Origin of the sequence: Bradyrhizobium sp. Ai1a-2 (assembly GCF_000426245.1) — a bacterium.
Taxonomy (GTDB): Bacteria; Pseudomonadota; Alphaproteobacteria; order Rhizobiales; family Xanthobacteraceae; genus Bradyrhizobium.
In genome coordinates, this window is record NZ_AUEZ01000002.1 from 94,377 (window position 1) to 118,689 (window position 24,313).

Sequence of the window (24,313 nt, forward strand, 5' to 3'; positions counted from 1 at the left end):
CGCTCTAGCTCTTTGTTTGAGCATGATCTTTTTCGGAAAACCGGTCTCCACTTTTCCGGATCATGCTCTAGCCGGACGGTCGCCTCAATTGTCCCGTCGAATCTGCAAGACTCGCGAGGTAGTGCGCAGCTTCACTGATATCGGCGACGATTTCACGCTCGGCGCCATCGGCGTCACCTGCGATGATAGCCTTCAGCGCCGCGGTGTGATGATCCCAGCCCTTCAGCAGGACCACATATTCGGGGATCACGAAGGACAGCACCGGCCCGCAGCGCAGCCACATGTTCTCGATGGTCTCGACGAGCAGCGGGATGCCCGACATCGCATAAATGCCGAAGTGAAACTTGCGGTGATGTTCGAGGTAGCTCTCGAGCTTGCGTGCAGCGATCAGCGACTGCATCGTCGAGAGCCGCTCTTTCAGCTTTCGCAGCGTGGCGTCGTCATGCCGGCGCAAGGCGGCCTCCCGCGATGCGCGGCCTTCCAAAGCGCAACGCACGACCGTCAGGTCCGAAAGCTCACCGCGGGATAGATGCGGCACGATCGCGGAATTGCGCGGCCCCTGTTGCAGCACGCCTTGCGCTACCAGACGGGTGACGGCGTCGCGTACCGGCGTGATCGACGTCCCGAAACTTTCGGCCAGTGAGCGCAAGGTCAAGACCGTGCCGGGCTCGAACCGCCCGGCCAGCAGCGCATCCCGCAACTGCGCGTGTGCGAGGTCCCACAGCGGTTCACGCTCGATTCGTTTCAATGCCGTCATACAACGCTCGGTATCGCGGCGCGCGACGTCGCGCAAATCCCCCTCATCCAGGCGCCCCGTCTTGACGCACCGACGATGTTTGTTATAACAAACAACAAAACGGGAGGAAACACAAGCATGCGAAAAGTCGCCGCAATGGCCCTGGCAGCCGTGATCCCGCTGCTCCAGGCGCCCGCCAGCCACAGTGAGTCGAGCTATCCCCAGCGAGACATCACCTTCATCGTGCCGTGGAACGCCGGCGGCTCGAATGACGTCGCGGCGCGGGCGCTCGACCCGATCCTGCGCGAGCATGGAATCAAGATCGTCATCGAAAACGTCGTCGGCGCGACCGGCGTGATTGGCATGCGCCGGGTCGCGAGCGCAGCGCCGGACGGTTACACGCTGGGCATGGGGACCAGTTCGACGCTGGCGCTGATGGCGCAGGGCAAGGCGCCGCTGACGAATGCTCAGTTCACCCACATCGCGCGCGTCTCGACCGACCCGTTGATGCTCCTGGTCTCGACCAAGGCCGAGCAGAAATCGCTCGACGACTTCATCAAGTACATGAAGGGCAATCCCGACAAGGTCACGATCGGCACCCCCGGCAATTACAATCTGAACCACATCTTCGCCTCGATGACCGCACGCGCGGCGGGCGTGAACTTCGTCAACGTGCCCTACACCGGCGGATCGAAAGTGGTGGCCGACCTGCTCGGCCAGCACGTCGATTCCGGCGTGTTGAAGCCGTCGGAAACGCTTGGCCAGATCCAAGAAGGCCTGCTCAAGCCGATCGGCATCTTCGCCAATGAGCGGCTGGAGATGTTTCCGGACGTCCCGACCTTCAAGGAGAAGGGCTACGACGTCTTTCCCTACGGCCCCGTCGTCCAGATGGCTTACGTCGTTGGTCCCGCAAACCTCCCCGACTACGTCCGCACCAAGCTGATCACGGCATTCCGCGCCGCCATTCAGGATCCGCGCTTCAAGGAATTCGCCAAGAAGAATGCGTTCCTCGTCGACGACCTCACCGGCGATGCGCTGACCAAGGACGTCGACAGCATCGCAGCGGCGCTCGGCACCGTGGCGTCGCAGGTCTTTCCGAAGGAATAACGCGGCGGCATCCTGCCCAGTTCTGTCCCAACCCTCTCCAACCAAGGTCCACACGCTTGTCCATCAAGAAGATCACCTGTCACGTCGTCGCCGCTCCGGTGCAACGTCCCTTCACCTCCTCGCGCGGCTGGCTCTACAAGACACGCGGCACCTGCCTGGTGGAGATCGAAACCAGTGACGGCATCGTCGGCTGGGGCGAATGCTACGGCCCGTCGGCGGTCGCAAAAGCCTTTATCGAAACCCAGCTTGCCCCGCGCGTGATCGGTCACGATCCCTTCGACGTCGAGGTGATCTGGGAAGATCTCTACAACCGGATCAAGGATTACGGGCCGAAGGGCATGTCGATCGCGGCTATCAGCGGCATCGACATCGCGCTCTGGGACATTATCGGCAAGGCCTGCAACAAGCCATTGCACAAGCTGATCGGCGGCGCCTTCCGTACCGAGGTCGACGCCTACGCCACCGGGCTCTACTTCACCGACATGAACAGGCTGGTCGACGAAGCTGTCGAAGAAGCGACCGGCTACGTCGAGGCCGGGTTCAAGGCGATCAAAATGAAGATCGGGCTTGGATCGGTCAAGCGTGACTTCGAGCGCGTGAAAGCCGTACGCGAGGCGATCGGCCCCGGCATCAAGCTGATGGTCGACGCCAATCATTGCTTCTCCGTATCAGCGGCGATCCGCCTCGGCCGCAAGCTCGAAGATCTGGACATCGAGTGGTTCGAGGAGCCTATCTCGCCGGAAGACATCGATGGCTATGTCGAGGTCTCGCGCGCGCTCGACATGGCGGTCGCAGGCGGCGAGAACGAATTTACCCGCTGGGGCTTTCGCGACGCCATCGTGCGCAAGGCGATGGACATCGTGCAGCCCGACGTCTGCGCCGCGGGCGGCATCACTGAATGCAAGAAGATCGCGACCCTCGCTACAACGCATGGCGTGGAATGCGTGCCCCATGCGTGGGGTTCTGCAGTCGGCCTTGCCGCCACCATCCACTTCCTGGCATCGATCCCCAACCAGCCGCCGAGCCTGTTTCCGATGCCACCGATGCTGGAATTCGAGCAGGAGGAAAACCCGTTCCGCGATCACCTGGCGATCGAACCGATCGTTCAGGTCAAGGGCAAGGTCGCTGTCCCAACCAGCGCCGGACTCGGCATCGAGGTCGATCGCGGCGTGATCGATCGTTACCGCGTGGCGTGAACCAATGGCCCGTTCATGAAATTCGTCACCTTCAGCGAGCAAGGCTTTTCGCGCGCCGGCGTGTTGCTGGACAACGGCACAGAAACGATCGTCGACCTTGCGCATCCGGCGATGCGCGAAACCCTCGGCGGCGCGGCACCACAGATGCAGGCTCTGATCGAAGCCGGCCTGACTAAAGTGGAGCAACGCATTCGCATGCACGGCTCTGCCGCGTCGGCACGGCTTTCGCGCGAAGCGGTCACGCTGATGGCTCCGCTGCCGGCGCCGCGGCGCATTTTTGGAATCGCGCATAACTACCGCGACGCACTGGCCGAGCGCGGCATGGCGCCGCCCGAGAAACCGGTGCTGTTCATGAAAGCACCGCGAACCATCATCGGGCCGGAACAACCCATCGTGCTGCCCGCAACGATCGGCGGCGTCACCTACGAAGCCGAACTCGCGGCTGTGATCGGCACGCGCGCCGAGAACGTCAGCAAAGAGCGTGCGCTGGATCACGTGGTCGCCTATGGCTGCTTCAACGACGTCAGTGCGAGCGAGATCATCAAGGCCGACGGCCATTTCGACCGTGGCAAGAACTACCCGACCTTCGGCCCGTTCGGACCATACCTCGCCTCGCGCGACGAGGTGCCGGATCCGCACGCGCTTACCGTGACGCTGAAAGTGGATGGCCGCACGCTACAGTCCGGGTCAACGGCGAACATGCTGTTCGATGTCGCCGACCTCGTCTCCTGTCTGTCGCGGCAACAGGCCCTCGAACCCGGAGACATCATCGCCACCGGCACGCCGGCCGGTGTGGCCGGGCTGCACAAGCCGCCGGCATGGCTCAGACCTGGCTCGACCGTCGAGGTCGAGGTCCAAGGGCTCGGCCGCCTGCAAAATCCGATCATCGAGGGGCCCGCACCAGATGCCTGAGAAACCCGTCGTCCTCTTGACCAACGCCATGCACCGCGACGGCGAGGCGATCCTGATCCCGCACGTTCGGCTGATCGTCGCGCCGGACACCAGACCGGAGACGCTGCGCCAATGGGCTGCAGACGCCGACGGCATCATCGTGCGCGCGAAATTGCCCGACGATATCGTCGATCATGCGCCGCGCCTCAAAGGTATCGTCCGTCACGGCGTCGGTCTCGACTTCATCCCGGTCACAGCTGCCACCGCACGCGGCGTCGCGGTTGCGAACCTGCCCGGAAGCAACACCAACGCGGTGGCCGAATACGTCATGTCCGCCTTGATGCATCTGCGCCGGCCGTTGCAGCGCGTGGATGCGATGATGCGCGCCGAAGGCTGGGCGACCAGCCGCGCGATGGCAGACAGCCTTACCGAGTTGAGCGGAACCACGCTCGGCATCCTCGGCGTCGGAACGATCGGGCGCCGCATCGCCAGCATCGCGCGCAACGGTTTTGGAATGACCGTGCTCGGCACGTCGCGCCGCAAAGGATCGCTGCCGCCTGATGTCGAGGAAGTCACGCTCGTGGAGCTGTTTGCACGGAGCAACGCCGTGGTGGTCTGCTGCGCATTGACCGACGAGACCCGCAGGCTCGTCAGCCATGATCTGCTGGCGCATATGCGGCCGCAATCCGTCCTGGTGAACGTCTCGCGCGGCGCGGTGATCGACACGGCCGCCATCATCTACGCGCTGCGCTCAGGCAAGCTCGCCGGTGCCGCGCTCGATGTGTTCGATGTCCAGCCGCTCCCGCCCGACGACGCGCTGTTCGATTGTCCCAATCTGCTGCTGACGCCGCATACCGCGGGGATCACCGCCACCAGCGGCCGTGCGATGGCAGTTGGCTCGGCTGAAGAAATGCTTCGAATCCTGCGCGGCGAGCAGCCGCTCAATCTCGTCAATCCCGAACACAAAGCGGTCTGAGGTCTCACAATGCGTATCACATCGATCAAGGCGGTCCCGATCTCCTATCCCGTACCGCAGGGCCAGAACGTCCGGTTGGGCATCGGCCGTGCGGTGAAGCGCGACGCGGTGCTGGTCAAGGTCACGACGGACGAAGGCCTTGTCGGTTGGGGCGAAGCCCATCACGGCCGCTGCCCTGGTGCGATCGCCAAGCTGATCGACACCACGATCTCCGAACTGGTCGTCGGCATGGATGCGATGAACGTGGTCGGCGTCTGGCAGCGCGTCTACCAGATGCAGTTGGCGAGCCACGGCATGGGCTATGCCGCCGCAATGGCGCTCAGCGGCCTCGATCTGGCGTTGTGGGATATCCGCGCCAAGGCCGCGGGCTGGCCGCTGTACCGACTGCTCGGCGGCGCCTCAAAGCCGATCAAGGCCTATGCGGGCGGCATCTCGCTCGGATGGCAGGCGCCGGAGTCGCTGGCGCAGGAGGCGCTGGGCTACGTCGCGCAGGGCTACCGGGCGATCAAGCTTCGCGTCGGCGACAATCCGCGCGACGACGTCGCCCGCGCCACGGCGGTGCGCGAGGCAGTCGGAGATAGCATTGAAATTCTGGTCGACGCCAACACCGGCTACACTGTCGATGACGTGCGTCGCGTGATGCCCGCCTATGACGAGCTGCAGATCGGATGGCTCGAGGAACCGTTCCCGGCGCAGGATTATCGTTCGTACCAGACCGCCGCCTCGCTCGGCTCGACGCCGCTGGCGGCCGGCGAAAACCACTATACGCGCTTCGAATTCACCCGCCTGATCGAGGATGGCGCCGTCAGTTTTGTGCAGCCGGATCTGTCCAAGACCGGCGGCGTCACCGAGGCGATGCGGATCGCCGGGATGGCCTATGCGTGGAAGCTGTCCTTCAATCCGCACACCTCCGCGACCGGCATCAACATGGCGGCAACCATCAACGTGCTCGCGGCCGTCGATGCCCCCGGCTATTTCGAGGGCGACGTCGCCAAGCACAATCCGTTCCGCGACGAGGTCGGCGGCGTCCCTTACAAGCTTGACGCCGAGGGTTGCGTCAAACCGTCTGAAACACCTGGCCTCGGGGTCGAGATCAACGAGGCTTTCATCAACGCGCATCCGCTGATCGAGGGCCCCTGCTATGTCTGAACCGCTGCAGGCTGAAGTCAAATCGCGCGCCACGCGTCTTGCTTACTTCGCCTGCGGCGCGTTCCTGCTTCTGTTGACGGGCGCGGCCTCCGCGCAGACGCCTGTCGCGCCTGCAACGGCCGATCCGGACACCTACCCCAGCCACACGATCCGCTACATCGTTCCCTACCCACCGGGCGCGTTCAACGACACGCTGGGCCGGATCGTGTCGCAAAAACTTCAGGAGGCATGGGGCGTTCCCGTCGTCGTCGAGAACCGGCCGGGTGGCGGCACGCTGATCGGGACCGACGCAGTCGCGAAATCCGCACCCGACGGATACACACTCCTAGGCGTGGCGTTTCCGTTCGGCTCCAACCCGAGCATTTACAAGAGCCTGCCTTACGACACAGTGAAGGATTTCACGCCGCTGATTCTTGCAGGTCAGACACAGAACCTTCTCGTCGTAAGACCCGACATGCCGATCCATACGGTCAAGGATTTCGTCGACTACGCCCGAAACAACCCCGGCAAGGTCTCCTACGGGTCGACGGGCATCGGTTCGTCGAACCACCTTTCGATGGAGCTCTTCAAGAGCATAACCGGGATCGACATCGTGCACGTCCCTTACAAGGGGAGCGCACCGATGGTGAACGATCTGCTCGGCGACCACATCGATGCGGCGTTCGACAACACGCCAAATGTGCTGCCCCAGGTTAATGCCGGAAAGTTGCGCGCACTCGGCGTCAGCAGCACGGCTCGCTCGACGCTTGCGGGAAACGTTCCGACGGTTTCGGAAGCTGGCGTTCCCGGTTACGAGGTCACGGTCTGGTTCGGCATCGTCGGGCCGGCCGGGATGCGGCCGGAGATCGTCCGCAAACTGAATTCAGAACTCAATGCGATCCTCGGGATGGACGACGTCAAGCGCCGATTCCAGGAGCAGGGCGTCGACCCCGTCGGCGGCTCCCCGTCGCAGTTCGCCGATCACATTCGCAGCGAAATCCAGAAGTGGGCCAAGGTCGTCAAGGACGCCAATATTCAGCCGGAGTGAGTGCACGTCACTGTGTCACTGCGCTTCGCTCGAAAGATTTATTCTCGGCGATGAACCTTGCGGCCAGCACCAGGGCGCCCATCGAAAACTCCTTTCCGTGCGCGGCGATCATTCGCTCGGAAAGCTCCGCCAGTTCCTTGAAGAACTGATCCTTGCTTTCGGCTTCTGTCGGCGATCGGGTGCCTGTCATGATGTCCCTCCTGATGATAGCGGCAAGGCTCTCCGTCTCGAGCCGGATCAAGCTGTCTGGACCGGGTCCAGCTATTTGAAAATGTGCGGGGGAAACGTCACGATCGCCGCCTCCCCGTCGCCTGTTCCGAATGCAAGATGCTGACCATCGTGGGACCATTGCAAGGCGTGGACAGGGCCTCGACCGGGCGGCTTGACGACCAGCTCGTCGGGTTCTCCGATCCTGGCAACGACGACCATGCCGTCGCCGTAACCCGCTGCGACCAGCTGACGCTCCGGGTGCATATCCACCGCCTCGACGAGGACGAATCTGGCGCGGCCGGTCGCGCGATTGATCGGCTGTTCGCGAGCGTCGCCGAGGCTGGAAACGTCCCATGCGATCATCCGATAGCCTCCGCTCGTGACAAGGATGCGGGAGTCCGCACTCCACGAAAGAGACGCAACTCTCGCAGGATAGCCGGGAATGCGGACGATCCGCGCATCCGCAAGGCGCACTAACAGGACGCCCGTTCTTGCGACGGACATGGCCAACCAGCTTCCGTCAGGGCTCCATGACAGGTTCGAGATTGACCCTATCTCGAATGAAGCCGTCGGCTCGGGTCGTGGTCCGAAGGCACGAATGAGCAGACAACTGTCGGCTCCCACCGCAAAGCGCCGACCATCCCGTGACACGGCCATTGCCGATGCGTTTCCTCCCGCGCGCTCCTGGAGCCAGCCGACGTCGCCATTAGAATCGTAATATATGACCGACCCGCCGGAAGCGGCCAGAATGCCCCCAGCCTGCACCGGGACGACGAGATCAATCGCCGAACCATGGTTTGCTGCCAGATGCGTGACACCGGTTGCCGACACGTTGAGCAACCGGCTGCGATCGCTCGCGATAAAGCCCGAAGTCCCGATCGGGGCGAGATGAAACGGAGCATCGCTGATCGCGACTTTCGTCAACGGTGGCACCGGTTTCCGTCGCGGTGAAATCGTTGTCCGGCCGCCGTCGAGCGCGACGCGGCAGCGATCTTGTGGCGGCTCGATGTCGGTCACGGGAGCTATTGCCAACGCGCCATCGGCGAGCGCGAACGCAACCGCCTGCTCCGCAGGATCGAACGCCACACTGGTGACGGGCGCGCCGACCGTCCAGTGCCGTCCTAGCAATTCATAGAGCGCTACGGTCTCTGCTTCCATCGTGTCCATCGATCGCCTCACGTTCGGATAGACTCGCCTGCGGCGGCAATCCACCTGTCCAGTTCTTCGAGGCGTTGCTCCAACGCTGCGCAATGAGCGTCGCACGCCGCCATTCCGGCATTTGCATTCTGCAAGCGTCCGCGTGCGTCCTCGAGGGCCTTGGTAAGCGCATGCGAGGTGCCCGTCGCCGCCATCTCCCGCTCGATCCGCTGAATCTCGAATTCCGCCCCGCCGCCAAGCTGACGGTTCAGAAGGTTGCGCGATTGGGCGGACGAGATCTCCTGAACGACCAGCAGCCGCTGCTTCAGCATTTCGACGAGGGTCTGAGGATCACCACTCATGCGTCCGTCTCGATCTGAACCAGGATTCGCTGCAGGCCACCGACATCAGATACGAAGTGTCGCTGCGCATCATTGATGTGAGATTGCAGCGAGTCCCACAGATCGACCCTCAGCAACCGCGCCGGATCTCCGGCCATCGTCTCGAGGGCCTGCAGGCCGAACTGATGCCGCAAGCCGATACCCTGCAAGACGAAATCGGTCAGCTCGCGTGCATGCGTTTCGATGAAGGGACGCAACAGCGGATGTGCGCCGTAACTGACGCCGCGCCTTGCGAGTTCGGTCTCGATGAACACGATGAAATGCCGCACCAGGAGATCTCGGCTTTCGCCGACCAGGTGCACCATGAAGGTTACGTCGCTGTCCGCGCGCGCAAGGATCTGCGACGCCAGCGTTGCTGCGGCGACCGGCTCTCCTTCGCCCCTCTGTTCTTCCCAAACAGTTGCCATGCCGACCCGTCCTCAGGTCCGCGAACGGTATTGATGCAATTTGCGATACAGCGTGGCGCGCGAAAGCCCCAGCTTTTCGGCGGCAGCGGCAATATTGCCGCCGGCGTTTGCGACGGCCCTCTCGATGGCACGACGCTCCATTTCGTCGAAGCGCGCGATCTCGCCCTCTCCCGACGTCGGGCCATGCTCCGCCGGCAAACGCGCCTGAAGTTGCTGAGCCGCGGCTTCCCGGAAATCCTCCGGCAGGTCCCTGGGAGTGACTATGCCGGTGAGCGTCATCAGCACAAGGTTCTCGATCAGATTGCGCAGCTCGCGCACGTTTCCCGGCCAGCTATAGCGCCGCAGCAATTCCATCGTGGTTGCCTCGAAACGCAGCGGTTCGGTGCTGTAGGTCGCAGCGAACTGTCTATTGAAATGATCGATCAGGACCTCGACGTCGCCCGTGCGCTCGCGCAGCGGCGGGATGATGAATTTGACGACACCGATCCGGAAATACAGATCCTTTCGGAAACGTCCTTCCGCCACTTCCTGCTTCAGATTCCGATTGGTCGACGCTACCAGCCGAACGTCCACCGGGCGCGGCTTGCTGTCACCGAGCCGATATACCACGCGCTCCTCCAGCACACGGAGCAGATAGGGCTGCAGATCCAGTGGCAGCTCGCCGATCTCGTCGAGGCTGAGCACGCCGCCATTGGCAAATTCAAACCGTCCGGGCCTCCCCTCGCGCGTGGCGCCGGTGAACGCGCCTGGCGCGTGCCCGAACAATTCGCCGCCGAGAAGCTCTTTCGATACCGCACCGCAATTGAAGGCAACGAAGGGCTCCTTGCCCGTCTTCTGGCTGGCCGCGTGGACCAGACGTGCGAATAGTTCCTTGCCGACGCCCGTCTCGCCCTCAAGCAGGATTGCCGTCCGGCCGAGCGCCGCCCGCTCAACCTTCTCGACGGTTTGCAGCAATGCTTCACTGCATCCTACAATCGCCTCCTTGGCCGACATGACTGCCACGTGGGCCGTCGGCGACATCTGGAATACAGCAGGGTTCGCGCGCGGCCTCGATGCAAGCACCAGCATCGCGCCCTTCACCACCCCGTCGACCACCAATGGCTCAATCCGCTGCTCGCGCAGTTCCTCAGGCAGCCCCCTGGCAAGGTCTTTGACCAAAAAGCCCTCGCTGGTCGGGACCAGCTGTGTTCCGATGCTCAGGTCCTGCGACTGCGCAATCCGCCGCCAACGAACCGACGCCATGTCGTTGTGATGAACGACCCTGCCGAACCGATCGAGAATTACGACGCCGTCCGCGCTGTTCATCCCGGGCATTCGAGAGATGCTGGCCTCAAGCAGCTGCATCCTCTCGATGCGAATCTTCTCCGACAGAGCAAGCTCGATATGATTCGCCGCGACGACCGCCAGCGCCACATTGTGCCGGTGAAAGATCGCCTGGGGTCCCGAGAAATCGACAATGCCGATGATGCGGCCGTCGATCGGACTGCGAATGGGGCTGCCGACGCAGGTCCATGCCTTGATGCCCTCGGAAAAGTGCTCGGCAGCATGGACATGAACCGGTTTTCCTGTGACGAGCGCTGTGCCGATGCCGTTGGTGCCGGTGACCGTCTCGCCCCACGCAGCGCCGATCTCGAGGCGAATATCGTGCCCTGCATCAATCGTCCGCTGATCGCCCCCCACATCCAGCACGACGCCATTGCTGTCGGTGATGACCACCATCGTGGCTGCGTCGCCCAGCACCTGCGCGACGCGACGGAAGGTCTCCGCGCTCGAACCAAGCAAGTCATCATTCTTCAGCCGCAGCTCATAGAGATCATCCGGCGAGGCGACGAGATTGCTGCCCTTGCAATGAGCATTGACCCCGGACTTGACGCTGCGCTGCCAGGAATCCTCAATGACGCCTCGCACCGGCGCGTTCTCGCGCCTGAGGTCTCCGAACGTCAGAAAGTTTTCCCACGCCCTGTTGGTCTCTCCCTCATCGTATGGCCGCCCCTGCTCTGTGTCCGTGGCGCCCGGCACCTTGTAGCCTTCCAGGGAAAACGGCGGCTTAGCCATGAGCGTTTCCGTCAGCATTGGAGCACCATACGTATGTTGGCAAACAGCAACCCGATCGACAGAAACGACCTGAGCCGGACCTGATCGGGATCTTCATCCCGACAGGCCTGCTTTGCAGAGATCATTCGACGCTCTTGGCGATCGCATCCAACCCGAGACGACCTGCGATGACCTGTTCCAGGCACTCCTCGGACGCTTCGTCGGGCACGCTCACTCCCTCAAGGTCGGCGAGAGCCTTGCAGAGCTCCGCATCCAGCGGATCGAAGATTCCATTCTCGCGCGTCGCCAGAGCGAGGTACCGCGATTGGCCCGTTCCACGCAATTCGCCGACAAAATGGAGTTGCCGCCCCGACGCGAGATCAGCGATCACGACACGGCCGTTAAGACTGATCCGCACATAGGGTTCCATTTCCCTAGGGCGGCTTGGCGGCGTCAACCAGACCTTGCCTGATGGCTGGGGTTGCGGAGGAGGTGCGGGATTGCGCAACTGCTGCCAGTGCCCACCCGTCAGATGATTGGCGACCGCGTCGATCTTCGTGCGGTTCTTCTGAATAAAATCCTTCGCCGCCACCTCTTCCCGGTGCGGAACGTCGCGCTTGGAAATGATGTGGACCATGTTTTCCTCCCGCCCCGGTTGGTCGGATGGCCGCGGAAGCTTGTGCATCGCCTCCTTCGGCTCACGCCGGAGCTTTTAAGATTGTAGCCCGTTCTAGATAGTTGTCACCGTCCAATCGTTCGACCACAAAGATTACGCCGCAGCGTGCTTACGCATAGCCTCTCCTTCCCCGGTGATGATTTCGATGCCGCGACGTTCGATCCGCGCATCGCTGGGCACTCGGTTTCTCAATAGAACTGAGTATCTGGCCGCAATATCCCGCTCGCCGGATCCGTGGACGGCGCGGCGGAACACGGACCGCGGACACATGCCTCAAGCGCGTCCAAGCTTCTCGGCCCCTCCGCCCAGTGCCGGTCCTTGTGTCGGATCGAGGTACTCCGGCACGTCGGCAACAAGCGTGTTGGTGGTCAGCACCAGCGTGGCGACGGAAGCCGCGTTCCGAAGCGCGGTATAGGTCACACGGACCGGATCGACGATGCCGGCTGAAACCATGTCGATGAATACACCGTTGGCGGCGTCGAACCCGACGCCCGCCGGCGCGCTCAGCAGATCGGCCACGACTTTCTCCGCATCATAGCCCGCATTCCGCGCAATGAATGCGGCGGGGCGCGATAGCGTTTCGCGCACCAACTTGATGCCCTCGCCCAAGTCGCCATTGACGTTGCCGAGTGTACGCACGACCACCGGCGCGCACTGCGCCAATGCGGCGCCGCCACCCGGCACGATGCCCTCTTCGGCTGCGGCACGCGCCGCACTGAGCGCATCGTCGATCAACTGGATCGTCCGCTTCTGCTCGACCGGCGTGACGCCACCCGCAAGGATCACGGCCGTTCCGCCTGAGAGCTTCGCCAGCCGCTCCTTCAGCTTGTCCTGTTCGATGTTCGGTGGCGCCAGATCGTATTGCTTGGCTACCTGCTGGCGCCGCGCCGCAATCGCCGCATCGTCGCCGCCGCCGCGAATAATCACCGTTTCGCGCGCACCAGCCCGAACCTGCCGCGCGGTGCCGAGATCGGCAAGGCCGGCCTCTTCCAGCTTGCCGCCAAGCTCGCGAGCTATCACCCGTCCCCCGGTTATGATGGCGAGATCGTCCATCATCGCCTTGCGCCAATGGCCATAGTCCGGAGGATTGACCACCAGGATCTTGCCGCGGTTGCCATCGCCAAGCAGCGTAACGACGACTTCGGGCCCAATCTCTTCAGCGACGATAACTAGCGGCCGCCCGGTCGAGGCGACCGCCGCGCGCACCGCCGACAGCTCGCCCGGCGTTTTGATCTTGAGATCGGTCAGAAGAATATAGGGCTGATCCAGCACCACTTCCATCTTCTCGACATCGGTCACCATGTGGTGGGAGATGTAACCGCGGTCGAACGACATGCCTTCAACGACTTCGAGCGTCGTAGTGGTCGTCAGCCCATAATCGGAACTGATGATGCCGTCCTTGCCGACACGCTCCACCGCCTCCGCAACGAGACCGCCCAGATGAGAGTCGGTCGAAGCGATCGTCGCTACCGCCTGCAGCGTCTTGCGGTCCGATGCGCCAATTGCCGAACTCTTCAGGGTCTCGACAACGACCTCGACGGCCCGGTCGATTCCCTTGCAGAGATCGACCGCCTTGGCGCCGCGCTCCAGGGCCGCAACGCCTCCTTGAATCAGGCCGTTTGCGAGCACCATCGCCGTCGTCGTTCCGTCGCCGGCAACTTCGTTGGTCTGCATCGAAACCTCGCGCACCACCTGTGCGCCCATATTCTCGAAACGATCCGGCAATTCGATTTCGGAGGCGATGGTGACGCCATCGCGTGACACAATGGGCGTGCCGATGGGCCGGTCGACCATCGCGTTCATGCCCTTTGGACCGAGCGTCGATTCGACCGCGGCGGCAAGCTTCTGGACTCCGCGCGCAAGAGCGCGACGCGCTTCTATGTCATGTAGCAGCACTTTCGGCATTGCGTTTCACTCCCACGTGGTCGTCTTTTGTTTATCTCTGGAGCGGACTTGCTGACCGCTCCCATTGTTCGCTCCTGCAAGCCGCTTACATCATGCAAGCGCCGCGGAATTCTCGGCCGTCACGGGCGGGTCGACCGACCGCGCGGCACAGCCACTGCCGCAGCCTCCGCACGGCGCCACGTCGACCGGCGTCTGTCCCGCATTGTCCCCATCAAGTTCGCGATAGCGCGCCGCAAGAAGGCCCCTGCACAACGCGCTGTTGAACTCCATGTTGATGCGCACTCCCCGCAGCCGCTGCAGATAGGGGGCAAGTTCGTGGCGCGTGATAGGACTCCCCTCGTACGTGACGAACGCCTGGTCGTCTGGCAGCCAGGCAAGGCGTCGTTCAACCAGAAGTTCGCGATAGCGTGGCTTCTGGTGTGCCGCCTCCTCCGAACCGAACTCCACCCTGTCGTAGCTGCTTAGATTCATCTGACAAATCGCCTGGTCGTCATAACCGGCCTCGCGCAACGCCAGCACCATGACCTCCTGGCGTCGCTCGAACGCCTTGCGGCGGAACTTCTCACGCACCTCTTCGAGGGAGCCGCCAGACGCAAAGTCCCTGAGTGCGTCGCCGAATGATTTGCCTTCCCTGACGCCGCGATTGATCTCATCCGCGACCATGTGATCCAGGAGGCGCGGTCGCGCCTCGCGAACCCAAGGCAGCGAGGACACCGCCCGACGCATGTCGTCGGCCATCAGGAAGGCAAAATTCGCCGAGCACCAGTATGTCGGCAAGCGAAAGACGATATCGACGCCGCAATTGTCATCGACGGTGACAAGTTCGACAAATCCGAGTTCGGTGACCGACTCGTCCAGCTCGGGATCCGTGACTAGCGCGAGGCGTTCCCACACCTCGCAGGTCCTTTGGTCATGATGCAGAAGGACAGCGTCCATCGTTGTCACTCCGCCGCGGTCGCGTGCGCGCTTCCCACCAGCTTGCCCCTCTGCGCCTCGATGTCCACGCCATAGAGGCGCGCAGCGTTGAGGCCGAGGATCTTCCTCTTTGCCTGCTGCGTCAGGTCGACACCGTGCTCCTGCTTCAGATCGTCGGGCAGCTCGAAGTTCCAAAATTTTTCGACAAGCCAGCGTGGCGTCCAGATCGCGTAGTCGCTGCCGAAAAGGAGCTTGTCCTCACCGACCCAGAACAGGAGCTCGCTGATCACTTCGGCGAAATAACGCGGACGACCATGGATGAACGGCAGCGCCACTGCGAGGCCACCGTAGACGTTCGTCTCCTGCACCGCGATCCAGCAGAAGTCGTCCAGTCGCGGCAGGCCGCAATGCTCAATGATGAAATTGAGACCCTGGAAGTCGGTGGCTGCGTGATCGACGTCGTGAACATCGAATGCATCCTTGTCCAAGGGGATGATGGTCGGCCCCTTGTGGACGTGGATATTCGTAATGCCGAGTTTCTGGCAAAGCTCGAAGCAACGATAGGCGTATGGATCCGTGAGCTTCCAGCCCCGCGATTCGCCCTTCCACTCGGCCGTATAGAGCTTCACGCCCTTTATGCCGAATGTCTCCTTCATGTAGTGAATATATTCGAGCGCCCGCTCGCCATCGCGCGGGTCGAAGGCGCCGTTGACGATAAAGCGATCCTTGTACTTCTTCGCCATCTCGGCGTTACGATCGATGGTGTTAAAGCCGTTCTTGTAGAAATCGGTCAGGTACGTCGACTGTACGATGGCCATATCGTCCGGGCCGTCGACAAACAGGTCGTGGTACATCTGCTCGGCGCTGTACTTCTCGAACTGCTCCTTGGGCCAGAGTTTGTCCGCCGGGCTGAGCGCGGTATGGTAGGTATAGAAGCAATCGATGAACTGCTTGCCGTGAATGTTGCGCTGGTTCGACGGACTGCCATCCCAGAAATGAGTGTGCCCGTCGATGACGAAGACTTCCTCGCCGGTAGGGGTTATGAACATGATAATCTCCAAGGTTTTGCTAAGTGCTTTTCCATCAACGTCGGGACGGCCGACCGTGCGAGAAAGTGGTAGAGCCACAACCGTCGGGATGCGGCTCCACCCAGGCTCGGGAGGTGCAAGAGCTCACTCGATGTATGCGAAGACCTCTTCCATGTTGCCGAACAGCGTCACTGTGTTGTCGTCGATACGCACCATTCGGCCGTAGTGGGTCGAGGTATTCACTTCGAAGATCTCGGCCGTCATGTCCTTGCCGAGAATCTCGCTGATTTCATCCATCTTGAAGACCAACTTGCCCTCGCCGTCGATGCGGATCAGGGCCGGCTGATAGGTCACGGTCACGTTCGGCTTCTTCGCCATGAATTCGGCGATCGCGCGCGCTTCCACGCTGTCATTCATCGTGATGCCGCACTGATGAGAAATCGTCCGGTCGAAGACGATGTCTCCCATCTTCTGGAAGATGTTGTGGTTGGTCGCAGTTCTTGAAGCAACGGACATTGCAATTTACTCCTTGGGAAGGACGAGGCCGAGCTCGCCGAGAATCTTCTTGATGCGTTCGACCGACTGTGCGCGGGCGTCGGCGTACTGCACCGGCTTCGAATGCGGCTGCGACCAGATCGGCTGCAGGCCGGCGGCCGCCTTGTTGGCGAGCGCCACGTGCTTGTCCACCCAGCCCTGGAACAGGTTCTTGTTGTGGGCGGCATGCTGATTGTCGGTCACCAGGAGATGCAGCAGGTCCATCGTGTTCGCGAGATTGCGCTCGTAGTCGGCCTCGGCCGCCGAGATCACCGACGGCGTGATGAAGTCGCCGTTCGACGAGGCGACCTGCATCAGGAAGCCGCTTCGGAAGAGTTCGCCGACGAGCGGCTCGAATACGACGTTGATGGCAAGGTACTGCTCAAGATAGTCGGTCGACCCCATGATCGATTCGACCGCTTCCCGGGTGCCCTGCCAGCCCTTGTCTTCCAGCCAGGTGCGCTTGCCCGCCGCGTCGTCGAAGCCGGGAATGTCCATTCCGATCTCGGCGAGATAGAGCGTGATGTCCTGGGCAAGGCGGAGCTTGTAGGACGAGTTGGTCAGCGTCGCGTTGTTGATCATCTGCGTATAGCCGTAGCGCTGAGCCTGCATCAGCGAAGTGCCGAGGCCGAACTCGACATGTTTCCATGCGCCAAGGTGGTTCTGCAGAATCTTGACCCAAGCCTTGTTGAAAGCCTTCGGCGCGCCGGACTTCCGGCCGTTGGCGATCACCGATTGAACCATCGCTTCGATCTTGGACTGGCGCTGGTAGTGGGTGCGCTCCCACTCCTGGTCGGGAGCACGGAACGCATGCCAGTTCGAGCTCAGCGCCGCCGTGTTGTCCTTGGTGTAGGCGCCCTTCCCATCGGGGAAGGAGATGATCCAGTCCTGCAGCAAGTAGCGTTCCGGATCCGGCTGCACATCGACGGTCACGTCCTCGTAGTGCGTCGCCCGCTTGCTGCGCGGCTCGAAATACCTGTACCTGCGGCTGTCCGAATCCGGAAACACCGCGGCGCCCGCTGCGCCGGATCCCACTGAAACACTTGGAACTGCAGTCATCGTCTTCCTCCTCCCATTGGTGGCTTTACACTTGCCGGATCGGCACTCGGAAAGTCTCAGTTGCTGGCTGGCGTGAACTTGTCGAAGAAGATGCGGTCCGACTCGACGTCGTTCATTTGCAACACCGGCGTCAGCGCCTCGATCATCGGCGATGGTCCGCAGGCATAAACGTCGACCTCTTCGCCGTATCCGGAGTTGCGCAGGTGTGCCCCGACCGCTTCGTGCACGAAGCCCTTTTCCCCGCGCCAGGCTGTGTCGTCGACCGCGTGAGAGAGGACAGGCACGAACGTGAAATCCGGATGCTTTGCGGAGAGTTCTGCAAAGCGATCAAGGTAGAAGAGATCGTTTTGCGTCCGGGCCCCGTAGAAGAAGCGCACCGGACGCACTTCGCCGGAGTTGATGTGATCGTGGAGGATCGACCAGAGAGGCGACATTCCCGATCCGCCGCCGACCAGGATCATGGCTCCGTTTCGGTTTTCTCGCCGGAAGCAGGTGCCGTACGGTCCCCTGATCCCAACGCTGGTTCCGAGGGCGAGGTCTCCGTCGAGGCGGGAGGAGAAGCGTCCGTTCGGGTACTTTTTGATGATGAATGCGAGTTTTTGGCCTTCGATCGGCGAATTTGCCATGGAAAACGAGCGCGTAATCGTCTCTGCCCCCGGGAGCGTGATGTCGACATATTGACCCGCCCAGAACTTCAGAGGTTGCTCCAGCGAGATCTCGAGGTACCTGATGTCGTGCGTCAGCGCGGCGACGGTCGTGACTGTGCCCGTGAAGTCCTTGACGGCGATCGCTTTCGACAGCACCTCTTCGTCATAGTTGAGGAGTTCTACTTCGAGATCCGAGTAGGCCAGCGTGCGGCACAACAGGATGTAATCCTGACCGCGCTCCATCTCGTTGAGGGCGAACGTCGAGTATTTCTTCAACTCCACATCACCGTCGGTAAGGATGCATTTGCACGCCGAGCACTGTCCCTCCTTGCAACCATGCGGCAATGCGATGCCCTGGCGGAAGGCGGCGTTGAGAACGGTTTCGTTCTCCTCAACCTCGAATTCTATGCCTACCGGGTGCAGGCGAACGACATTGGGGGGCGCGCCCATGGGGCCTCCTCGAACCAAGGCTTGCAACTCTTCAGGGGATTGATCGGGAAGGAGCCAGCCGGAGCTGGCTCCTTCCGTTTGGTTTAGTTGCAGGGATTGATGGTGAATCCCTTGCGATACTCGGCGAGATGCGCCTCTCGATCTTCCGGGCTCATTCCGCGCAGCGTCATCAGCGGGCTCTTCAGGGTGTGCCCGCGGAGATCGTCAAGCGTCCACATCTCCTTCTCGTCGAAGCGCAGGTGGGGCTGCGGGACCAGCGTCTTGCCGTCGGTGCGAACGAAGCCGAGGTCCTTGATCGCGTCGGCGAGGTCCCAATCATGGTAGCAGCTTTCCCATTCACGCCGTCCGCTGAACCGCCCCATCGCTGGCGTCGGCCGTCCCTCATATTCGTCGGCGAATGCCTGCACGGCCGTCCAGCGATCCAGCTCGTGCGCGAAGGTATAGAGCTGGCCGTCGATCTCTCCGGTGACGATGTCCTCGCGGATCAGGCAAGGCACCAGGCACGACCAGCAGCGATGCGGATAGACGTAGCCGACGTCGCTGTTGAACAGGATGTTGGTCTGGCCGCGATGCGACAGCTTCTCGTACCATTTCCAGAAATCGCCGAACTGGGCGTACCAGCCTGGATATTTGTGCTCGAACCACTCGAAGTCCTTGTCGGTCTGAGCTTCGATCCGCCAGAAGTTCACGGGCCAGCCAACCGCGAAGAATTGCGCGACCCTGTGGACGTAGTGCTTCTCGGTCAGGCGCTTCCAGGCCGTCTGGACGTCGTCATGATGGATCTTGATGCCGTATTTCTCGAGCGGCAGCATATAGGTGCGGTAATAGTCCTCGAAGATCCAGCGATGCCACATCTCCACGTAGGACTCTTTGTTCTTGTCGCGATTCGTGGTTCCATACTCGATGAAGGTTCCGATCGCGGCATCGACGATCGCGTGGTTCTGCCAGAAGGCATAGCGCAGGTCCCGCTCGATCAGCACATGGTTCTCGGGCTCCTTGAGCATGGACATCAGCAGCGAATGGCCGTTGCCGATGTGCCGGCTTTCATCCGACTGCACGGAAAGGAACACGGTCGGGAGCGCGTAGTCGCCGTTGCGGGCGGCTTCGGATGGCATCGCTACGAACAGCGTGTTCGTAAAGGCGGTCTCGGCCACAACCGTCAGATAGATGTTCGCCGAGGTGATTGCGTCACCGGTGATGAAGCCCTCACCGAACTGACGGCCGATCGTTGTGGCATAGCACTTGCCGAACGCCTCTTCCGTGATATCGAACCCGGCCGGATCGATGTAGTTCTCCATGTACCACTTCTTGAGGTTCATCTGGATCGTCGAGTGACGGAACTCGTCGACCATCTGCATCGTGAAGCCGGTGCGCAGATCCTCACCTGGAGCGAGACGGCCGACCATGGCCATCGAGCGCGCCGCCGAGATCTCCGGGAACGGGATGATCGCCAGGAACAGCTTCATCCACTCGACCCATCGCGGCTCGACGTTGCGGAACATGTCGCCGCGCAAGGCAGCATCGAGCGCGCCGTAGACGCGGTTGTCCTTTTCCTCCTGCATCGGGAAATAAGAGCGAAGGACCTGCTTCATCGGATCCTTCGGAGCCTTTGTGATCTTGTAGTCCGTGGGGAAGGTCATCGCCTCCTGGACGTAGGAAGGATTCCAACCGAGATCTGCAATCTTCTTTGCAGCCTCACCAACGGGAATGCCGCGCTGGGCCGTGATCTTGTTGAGTGTTAGCGTACCAGACATCTAGCCTATCCTCCTGATCGAGTCAGAAACCACATCGATATTCCGCCTGCCCCACGCCTCCACGGCCGGGCAGTGCTTACCCGTGCGTTACGGGCCACCTCGCGGTCGTTCTCACGACCGGACGTTTGATATCGGCAAGGGTCTCAGGATGACTGTGGAGCGCTTCGCGGGTGATCAGCGGCGATCCTGGAACCAGCGGCTTCCCGATCGCAGTTGTGTTGTCCCGCACAAGATACGTCCTCAGCTAGGCATCCCCTTCCCTCGTTCTTTTCGCGGCTCGCCCCAGACGAGGACCAGTCTGCGTTGTTGTGCTCAGTAGCTTTGCAATGGGCGTGCCAGCTCATCCGAGCGACTTGCCAGATGATTTCTGATGACGTGAGCGTGGGATGAGTGACAGTCGCCCCCGCACAGCCATCGGCTTGACGACTGATCGAGACGCAAATTGCGACAGGAATTGCAAAATGAGAATCGCTGTAAAGCAGATGCGCCAGTGTGCACCGCAATGTTTGCGCCGCAGTAGCGATCACTCGCTCGGACGAAGTCCGCCATGCACATGACCGGCGGACACCAAATCCATCGCGAGCAAATGCGCGCCCGCGATGGATCGGATACTCTCTCAGGGAATCAAAACTGCGCGTCCATGAATCTTGCCGGCATTGAGATCGTGCAGCGCGTCGTTTGCATTCGCGAGACGATATTCGGCGGTTGCGAGTTCAACCAAGCCCCGATCTGCAAGCGCCATCAACTCCGTTAGTTCGGCCCAAGTGCCGACCAGGTTGCCGATAATATTTTTCTCGGTAATCACCATGTCGACGGTCGGGACACGGATGTCCTCACCGTAGCCAACAACGTAGTAGCTGCCCATTGGGCGGGTCATCGCCAGCCCCTTGGATGTCGTGCCTTTCTCGCCGACAAAATCGATCACGGCTTCCGCGCCGTTTCCGGCAGTCAATGTCAGAACGGCTGCCACTTCGTTGCCGTCAGCTTTCACCAGATGGTCGGCGCCCGACTTTTCGGCCAGTTTCAGCGACGCTTCGGACTTATCGACCACAATGACGTCGGCCGCACACATCGCCTTGAGACACTGGATTCCGATGTGGCCCAATCCACCTGCACCGATGACGACACAGGATTCGCCTGGCAAAAGGTGACGCGTCGCTTTCTTCACCGCCCGATAGGCCGTGAGGCCCGCATCCGCATAAGGAGCGACATCCTTTGGCGCAAGTGTCTTTGGTAGCGGCACAATATTGCGTTCCGAGGTGCAAAGGAATTCTGCATAGCCGCCGTTGCAATCAAGACCCGGAAATGTACCGGGACCGTGCATGTCGAAGCCTCTGCGGCAGGCGAGACACGTGCCACCCGTGATTTTCGGGTGAACGATGACCGGGTCACCCTTCTTCAGTCCCTCGACTTCCTTGCCAACCTCTTCGATCCAACCGGCATTTTCGTGTCCCATGATGATCGGCAGCAGTTTGTCGCCGGTCGGATCCATATGCGGCTTCCATACGCCTTCGATGATATGAAGGTCAGTCCTGCATACGCCGGCACCGCCGATGCGGACGATGACATCAGTCGATTTGGTCAGCTTCGGATCAGGCGCGTTCTCCTCACTGACCCACTGGTCGTTGGAAAGCTTCTCGTCATACGCTCTCAATACTTGGGCTCTCATGTTGTCCTCCGTCTGCCCAGCGAGCTTTGCGCTCGCCATCGCGGAGGCGCCTCAGCATTTTTCATGCCAGCGGAACTGTTGTTGCAGCGCATCGGCAATCTTCCGAATTGCTTCGGCAGGAGCCATCGCGATGCGTTATCGCCGCCCTCTTTCGCCAAGGGTCAAATGGGTCACCGTTGCCGCGAGATTGACGCCGATCGCGCGCTCGACGGAAAGCGGCTGCAGCACGACGCTTCGGCGCGATCCGCCGATCAGAGCGTTGGCGCCAAGGCCGGGACCAAGCGCAACATTGGCGCTGGCCCCCACATAGCTCCCGCGCATCGTGCCGGGGCCAATCCGCGAGTTCTTGGCAAAGACGGCCCAGGATAGAACGCCACCTCCGGTGACGCCGACGTCAAGACCGACACGCCTGATCCGCCCAGCGTAAATGTAGCGTTGCGACGAACCTCGCCGGTAGAACACGCAACGCAGCGACTGCGTCGATCCAACAACGAATCCGATCCGCGGACTGCTGGCACACAACAGCCGGCCGACCCTGAAGGTCTCGCCTTGCGCGGGCGTTGCCACGGCGGAAATCGAAGCGAAAATACACAAGGCACAAAACAACCGTATCGTCTGCATCTCAGGCCTCGACTTGATCACTGGTGCTGTCAGGCGCGGCCGCGCGGCCTTCTCCGCTGCCCGTCAGTCTCGCTCATGGGACATCCACCGCCGCCGGCTTCCTTCCTCTACTGCTTTCGATCAGTCATCGACGGCTCACGCCACATGAGCGGATCTGGTCCGTCATACCGAGCAATAGGCCGCAAGCGGTTCAATTGGCCGACTGCCGCCCAGCAGGCGCTTGGGTGCGAACCCGCCTGCTGCCGAAATGTGGATGCTGTCCGCCGCGGTGGCGCCAATAGCGATGCTTGTGCGGGTTCATATTTGTATTCGGTGCCGCGCTCTTTTGCGCAGCCGCGCCCTTGTCAGTCGACTGCGCCACCGCCAGGCCTGGCGGCGCCGCGATGGCTGCAGCTACGCCGACGACCAGAGCGCCGAATACGAGTCGGATATTCATGCTCGCCTCCATGTTCCCATCGGCGATAGCCCAAGCGCTGAGGGCGGCAAGAAATGCGGGATGCCGGCCAGCCGATGGATACGACCTTATCGGCACAATTGCTGCTCGCCCATCCGGAATTCTATGTAGGATGTGGCGGCAGAAACTGCGCATCGCCATGCTGCGCTGCGTCAGGTCTCGGGAGGCGGGCCGCATGAACGAAAATACTGCATCCGCCTCCACGAGTCGGGGCGCACCGCAGCCTCCGGTGACCTGTGGCGTTTCCTCCAAGACGCTCCGCGCGCCGAAGCAGCGTAGTTCCCGCCCCCGGAGATCGGGTGATCATCCGATATTGCGCACGGTGGCTAACACCATAGACTCTCCTGTCCCGAGCTCGGCGCGGCCGAGAGGAGGTAAGCCATGTCAAATTATGACCAGAATGCAGTCACTTCCGGTACAGTCGGCAGCGATGCCATCGTGGTCGATGCCGGCCTCCGCAGCTACATGCTGCGCATCTACAACTACATGGCGACAGGTGTTGGCCTCACTGCACTTGTTGCCTGGCTGACCTATCAGTTCACTGGTCCCGCACTGCTGCAGAGCCCGCTGATGTGGATCTTCATCCTGGCGCCACTGGCCCTCGTGTTCTTCATCAGTGCGCGCATCCATACGCTGTCGGCAACGACTGCACGGTGGGTGTTCTTTGTCTATGCGGGCCTGGTCGGCGTGTCGCTCTCGACCTTGCTCCACATCTACACCAGCTCCTCGATCACGCGGGTGTTCTTCATCGCAGCCGCAACGTTCGGGGCGCTCAGCATCTTTGGCTACACCACCAGGCGCGACCTATCCGGACTAGGCACCTTCCTGTTCATGGGGTTGATTGGAATCATCATCGCAGGCCTGGTCAACCTCTTCCTGCACTCGACCGGACTTGACTGGTTGATCTCGATCGTCGGCGTCGGCATCTTTGCCGGCCTGACTGCCTATGATACCCAGCGTATCAAGGCGATGTATGACTCCAGGGATGATGAAGCTTCCGCAGGCCGCAAGTCGGTACTCGCCGCGTTGTCGCTCTACCTCAATTTCATCAACCTGTTCATGATGATGCTGCGCCTTGCGGGCACTCGGCGCTAGCGCGGAAGATGCCGATCGACAGACATTCCCGAGAGCGATATGCTGTTAGTGCCATCACAAGAAAGCTTCCGTCGCAGCGGACGCGTTTCCGCGCATTTTAGTCGTTGTTGCACCTCATTAGCTGCCGTCCTGTTCGCGGCTGGAGTCCAGCGCAGGAATTCAGGAGTTCCAGCCTAATATTGATGCACGTCAATGGTGCTTTTCTACCTGACGATGTATAGTGGACTTGGATATC

The 24,313-nt window shown here is 61.5% G+C and carries 24 protein-coding genes; 7 read left to right on the top strand and 17 right to left on the bottom strand.

Features of this window, described 5'->3' with window-relative positions; genetic code table 11:
• Positions 1 to 67: 67 nt before the first annotated feature.
• The gene (locus K288_RS0101970; RefSeq protein ID WP_152535345.1) at positions 68 to 793 is read right to left on the bottom strand and encodes a GntR family transcriptional regulator; all 726 of its coding nucleotides are present in this window, start codon (positions 791 to 793) and stop codon (positions 68 to 70) included.
• Positions 794 to 874: 81 nt separating this feature from the next.
• Between K288_RS0101970 and K288_RS0101975 the strand changes: the two genes are divergently transcribed.
• The 6 genes from K288_RS0101975 to K288_RS0102000 are packed head-to-tail and all read left to right on the top strand — an operon-like array spanning position 875 to position 7,082.
• On the top strand, positions 875 to 1,843 hold the full coding sequence (locus tag K288_RS0101975; protein ID WP_027578065.1) for a tripartite tricarboxylate transporter substrate binding protein: 969 nt from the start codon (positions 875 to 877) through the stop codon (positions 1,841 to 1,843).
• Between the two features lie 56 nt (positions 1,844 to 1,899).
• Complete coding sequence (locus K288_RS0101980; protein WP_027578066.1) at positions 1,900 to 3,039, top strand: mandelate racemase/muconate lactonizing enzyme family protein; 1,140 nt, start codon at positions 1,900 to 1,902, stop codon at positions 3,037 to 3,039.
• 60 nt (positions 3,040 to 3,099) lie between these two features.
• Positions 3,100 to 3,951, top strand: a complete 852-nt coding sequence (locus tag K288_RS0101985; RefSeq protein WP_244443046.1) for a fumarylacetoacetate hydrolase family protein — start codon at positions 3,100 to 3,102, stop codon at positions 3,949 to 3,951.
• Entirely contained in the window at positions 3,944 to 4,906 is a 963-nt protein-coding gene (locus tag K288_RS0101990; RefSeq protein WP_027578068.1) for an NAD(P)-dependent oxidoreductase, read from the top strand. The genes K288_RS0101985 and K288_RS0101990 overlap by 8 nt, the downstream gene beginning before the upstream one ends.
• 9 nt (positions 4,907 to 4,915) lie before the next feature.
• Positions 4,916 to 6,055 (top strand): mandelate racemase/muconate lactonizing enzyme family protein, encoded by a 1,140-nt coding sequence (locus K288_RS0101995; RefSeq protein ID WP_027578069.1) that lies wholly within the window; start codon positions 4,916 to 4,918, stop codon positions 6,053 to 6,055.
• The gene (locus K288_RS0102000; RefSeq protein ID WP_051334303.1) at positions 6,048 to 7,082 is read left to right on the top strand and encodes a tripartite tricarboxylate transporter substrate binding protein; all 1,035 of its coding nucleotides are present in this window, start codon (positions 6,048 to 6,050) and stop codon (positions 7,080 to 7,082) included. Before K288_RS0101995 ends, K288_RS0102000 begins: the two co-directional genes overlap by 8 nt.
• A gap of 7 nt (positions 7,083 to 7,089) precedes the next feature.
• On the opposite strand, the gene K288_RS0102005 is transcribed toward K288_RS0102000, so the two are convergent.
• The 16 genes from K288_RS0102005 to K288_RS0102085 form a co-directional block, all read right to left on the bottom strand.
• On the bottom strand, positions 7,090 to 7,272 hold the full coding sequence (locus K288_RS0102005; protein ID WP_027578071.1) for a hypothetical protein: 183 nt from the start codon (positions 7,270 to 7,272) through the stop codon (positions 7,090 to 7,092).
• Positions 7,273 to 7,343: 71 nt separating this feature from the next.
• Positions 7,344 to 8,309 carry a hypothetical protein gene (locus K288_RS0102010; protein ID WP_244443030.1) on the bottom strand — a complete coding sequence of 322 codons (966 nt, stop codon included), beginning with the start codon at positions 8,307 to 8,309 and terminating at the stop codon, positions 7,344 to 7,346.
• 158 nt (positions 8,310 to 8,467) lie between these two features.
• On the bottom strand, positions 8,468 to 8,761 hold the full coding sequence (locus tag K288_RS0102015; protein WP_244443031.1) for a hypothetical protein: 294 nt from the start codon (positions 8,759 to 8,761) through the stop codon (positions 8,468 to 8,470).
• A 26-nt stretch (positions 8,762 to 8,787) separates the two neighbouring features.
• Positions 8,788 to 9,237: a hypothetical protein gene (locus K288_RS0102020; protein WP_027578074.1), complete on the bottom strand. Its 450-nt coding sequence runs from the start codon at positions 9,235 to 9,237 to the stop codon at positions 8,788 to 8,790.
• Positions 9,238 to 9,249: 12 nt separating this feature from the next.
• Positions 9,250 to 11,292: a sigma-54-dependent Fis family transcriptional regulator gene (locus K288_RS0102025; protein WP_244443032.1), complete on the bottom strand. Its 2,043-nt coding sequence runs from the start codon at positions 11,290 to 11,292 to the stop codon at positions 9,250 to 9,252.
• 121 nt (positions 11,293 to 11,413) lie between these two features.
• Entirely contained in the window at positions 11,414 to 11,908 is a 495-nt protein-coding gene (locus K288_RS0102035) for a hypothetical protein (RefSeq protein ID WP_027578076.1), read from the bottom strand.
• Between the two features lie 312 nt (positions 11,909 to 12,220).
• A complete protein-coding gene (locus K288_RS0102040) occupies positions 12,221 to 13,852 on the bottom strand; it encodes a molecular chaperone GroEL (protein ID WP_027578077.1) in 1,632 nt (543 codons plus the stop codon).
• 90 nt (positions 13,853 to 13,942) lie between these two features.
• Positions 13,943 to 14,788, bottom strand: a complete 846-nt coding sequence (locus tag K288_RS0102045) for an iron-sulfur cluster assembly protein (protein WP_027578078.1) — start codon at positions 14,786 to 14,788, stop codon at positions 13,943 to 13,945.
• Positions 14,789 to 14,793: 5 nt separating this feature from the next.
• Entirely contained in the window at positions 14,794 to 15,816 is a 1,023-nt protein-coding gene (locus K288_RS0102050) for an amidohydrolase family protein (RefSeq protein ID WP_027578079.1), read from the bottom strand.
• 123 nt (positions 15,817 to 15,939) lie between these two features.
• Entirely contained in the window at positions 15,940 to 16,311 is a 372-nt protein-coding gene (locus tag K288_RS0102055) for an MmoB/DmpM family protein (RefSeq protein ID WP_027578080.1), read from the bottom strand.
• 6 nt (positions 16,312 to 16,317) lie between these two features.
• Positions 16,318 to 17,388: an aromatic/alkene monooxygenase hydroxylase subunit beta gene (locus K288_RS0102060; protein ID WP_027578081.1), complete on the bottom strand. Its 1,071-nt coding sequence runs from the start codon at positions 17,386 to 17,388 to the stop codon at positions 16,318 to 16,320.
• A gap of 56 nt (positions 17,389 to 17,444) precedes the next feature.
• Positions 17,445 to 18,485, bottom strand: a complete 1,041-nt coding sequence (locus tag K288_RS0102065; protein ID WP_027578082.1) for a 2Fe-2S iron-sulfur cluster-binding protein — start codon at positions 18,483 to 18,485, stop codon at positions 17,445 to 17,447.
• An 83-nt stretch (positions 18,486 to 18,568) separates the two neighbouring features.
• On the bottom strand, positions 18,569 to 20,239 hold the full coding sequence (locus tag K288_RS0102070; RefSeq protein WP_027578083.1) for an aromatic/alkene/methane monooxygenase hydroxylase/oxygenase subunit alpha: 1,671 nt from the start codon (positions 20,237 to 20,239) through the stop codon (positions 18,569 to 18,571).
• A 616-nt stretch (positions 20,240 to 20,855) separates the two neighbouring features.
• Complete coding sequence (locus tag K288_RS0102075) at positions 20,856 to 21,908, bottom strand: NAD(P)-dependent alcohol dehydrogenase (protein ID WP_027578084.1); 1,053 nt, start codon at positions 21,906 to 21,908, stop codon at positions 20,856 to 20,858.
• A 135-nt stretch (positions 21,909 to 22,043) separates the two neighbouring features.
• On the bottom strand, positions 22,044 to 22,475 hold the full coding sequence (locus K288_RS0102080) for a DUF992 domain-containing protein (RefSeq protein ID WP_051334304.1): 432 nt from the start codon (positions 22,473 to 22,475) through the stop codon (positions 22,044 to 22,046).
• 244 nt (positions 22,476 to 22,719) lie between these two features.
• Positions 22,720 to 22,965 (bottom strand): hypothetical protein, encoded by a 246-nt coding sequence (locus K288_RS0102085; RefSeq protein ID WP_027578086.1) that lies wholly within the window; start codon positions 22,963 to 22,965, stop codon positions 22,720 to 22,722.
• Positions 22,966 to 23,364: 399 nt separating this feature from the next.
• On the opposite strand from K288_RS0102085, the gene K288_RS0102090 reads away from it, so the two are divergent.
• Positions 23,365 to 24,078: a Bax inhibitor-1/YccA family protein gene (locus K288_RS0102090; protein ID WP_027578087.1), complete on the top strand. Its 714-nt coding sequence runs from the start codon at positions 23,365 to 23,367 to the stop codon at positions 24,076 to 24,078.
• The last annotated feature ends 235 nt before the right edge of the window (positions 24,079 to 24,313 follow it).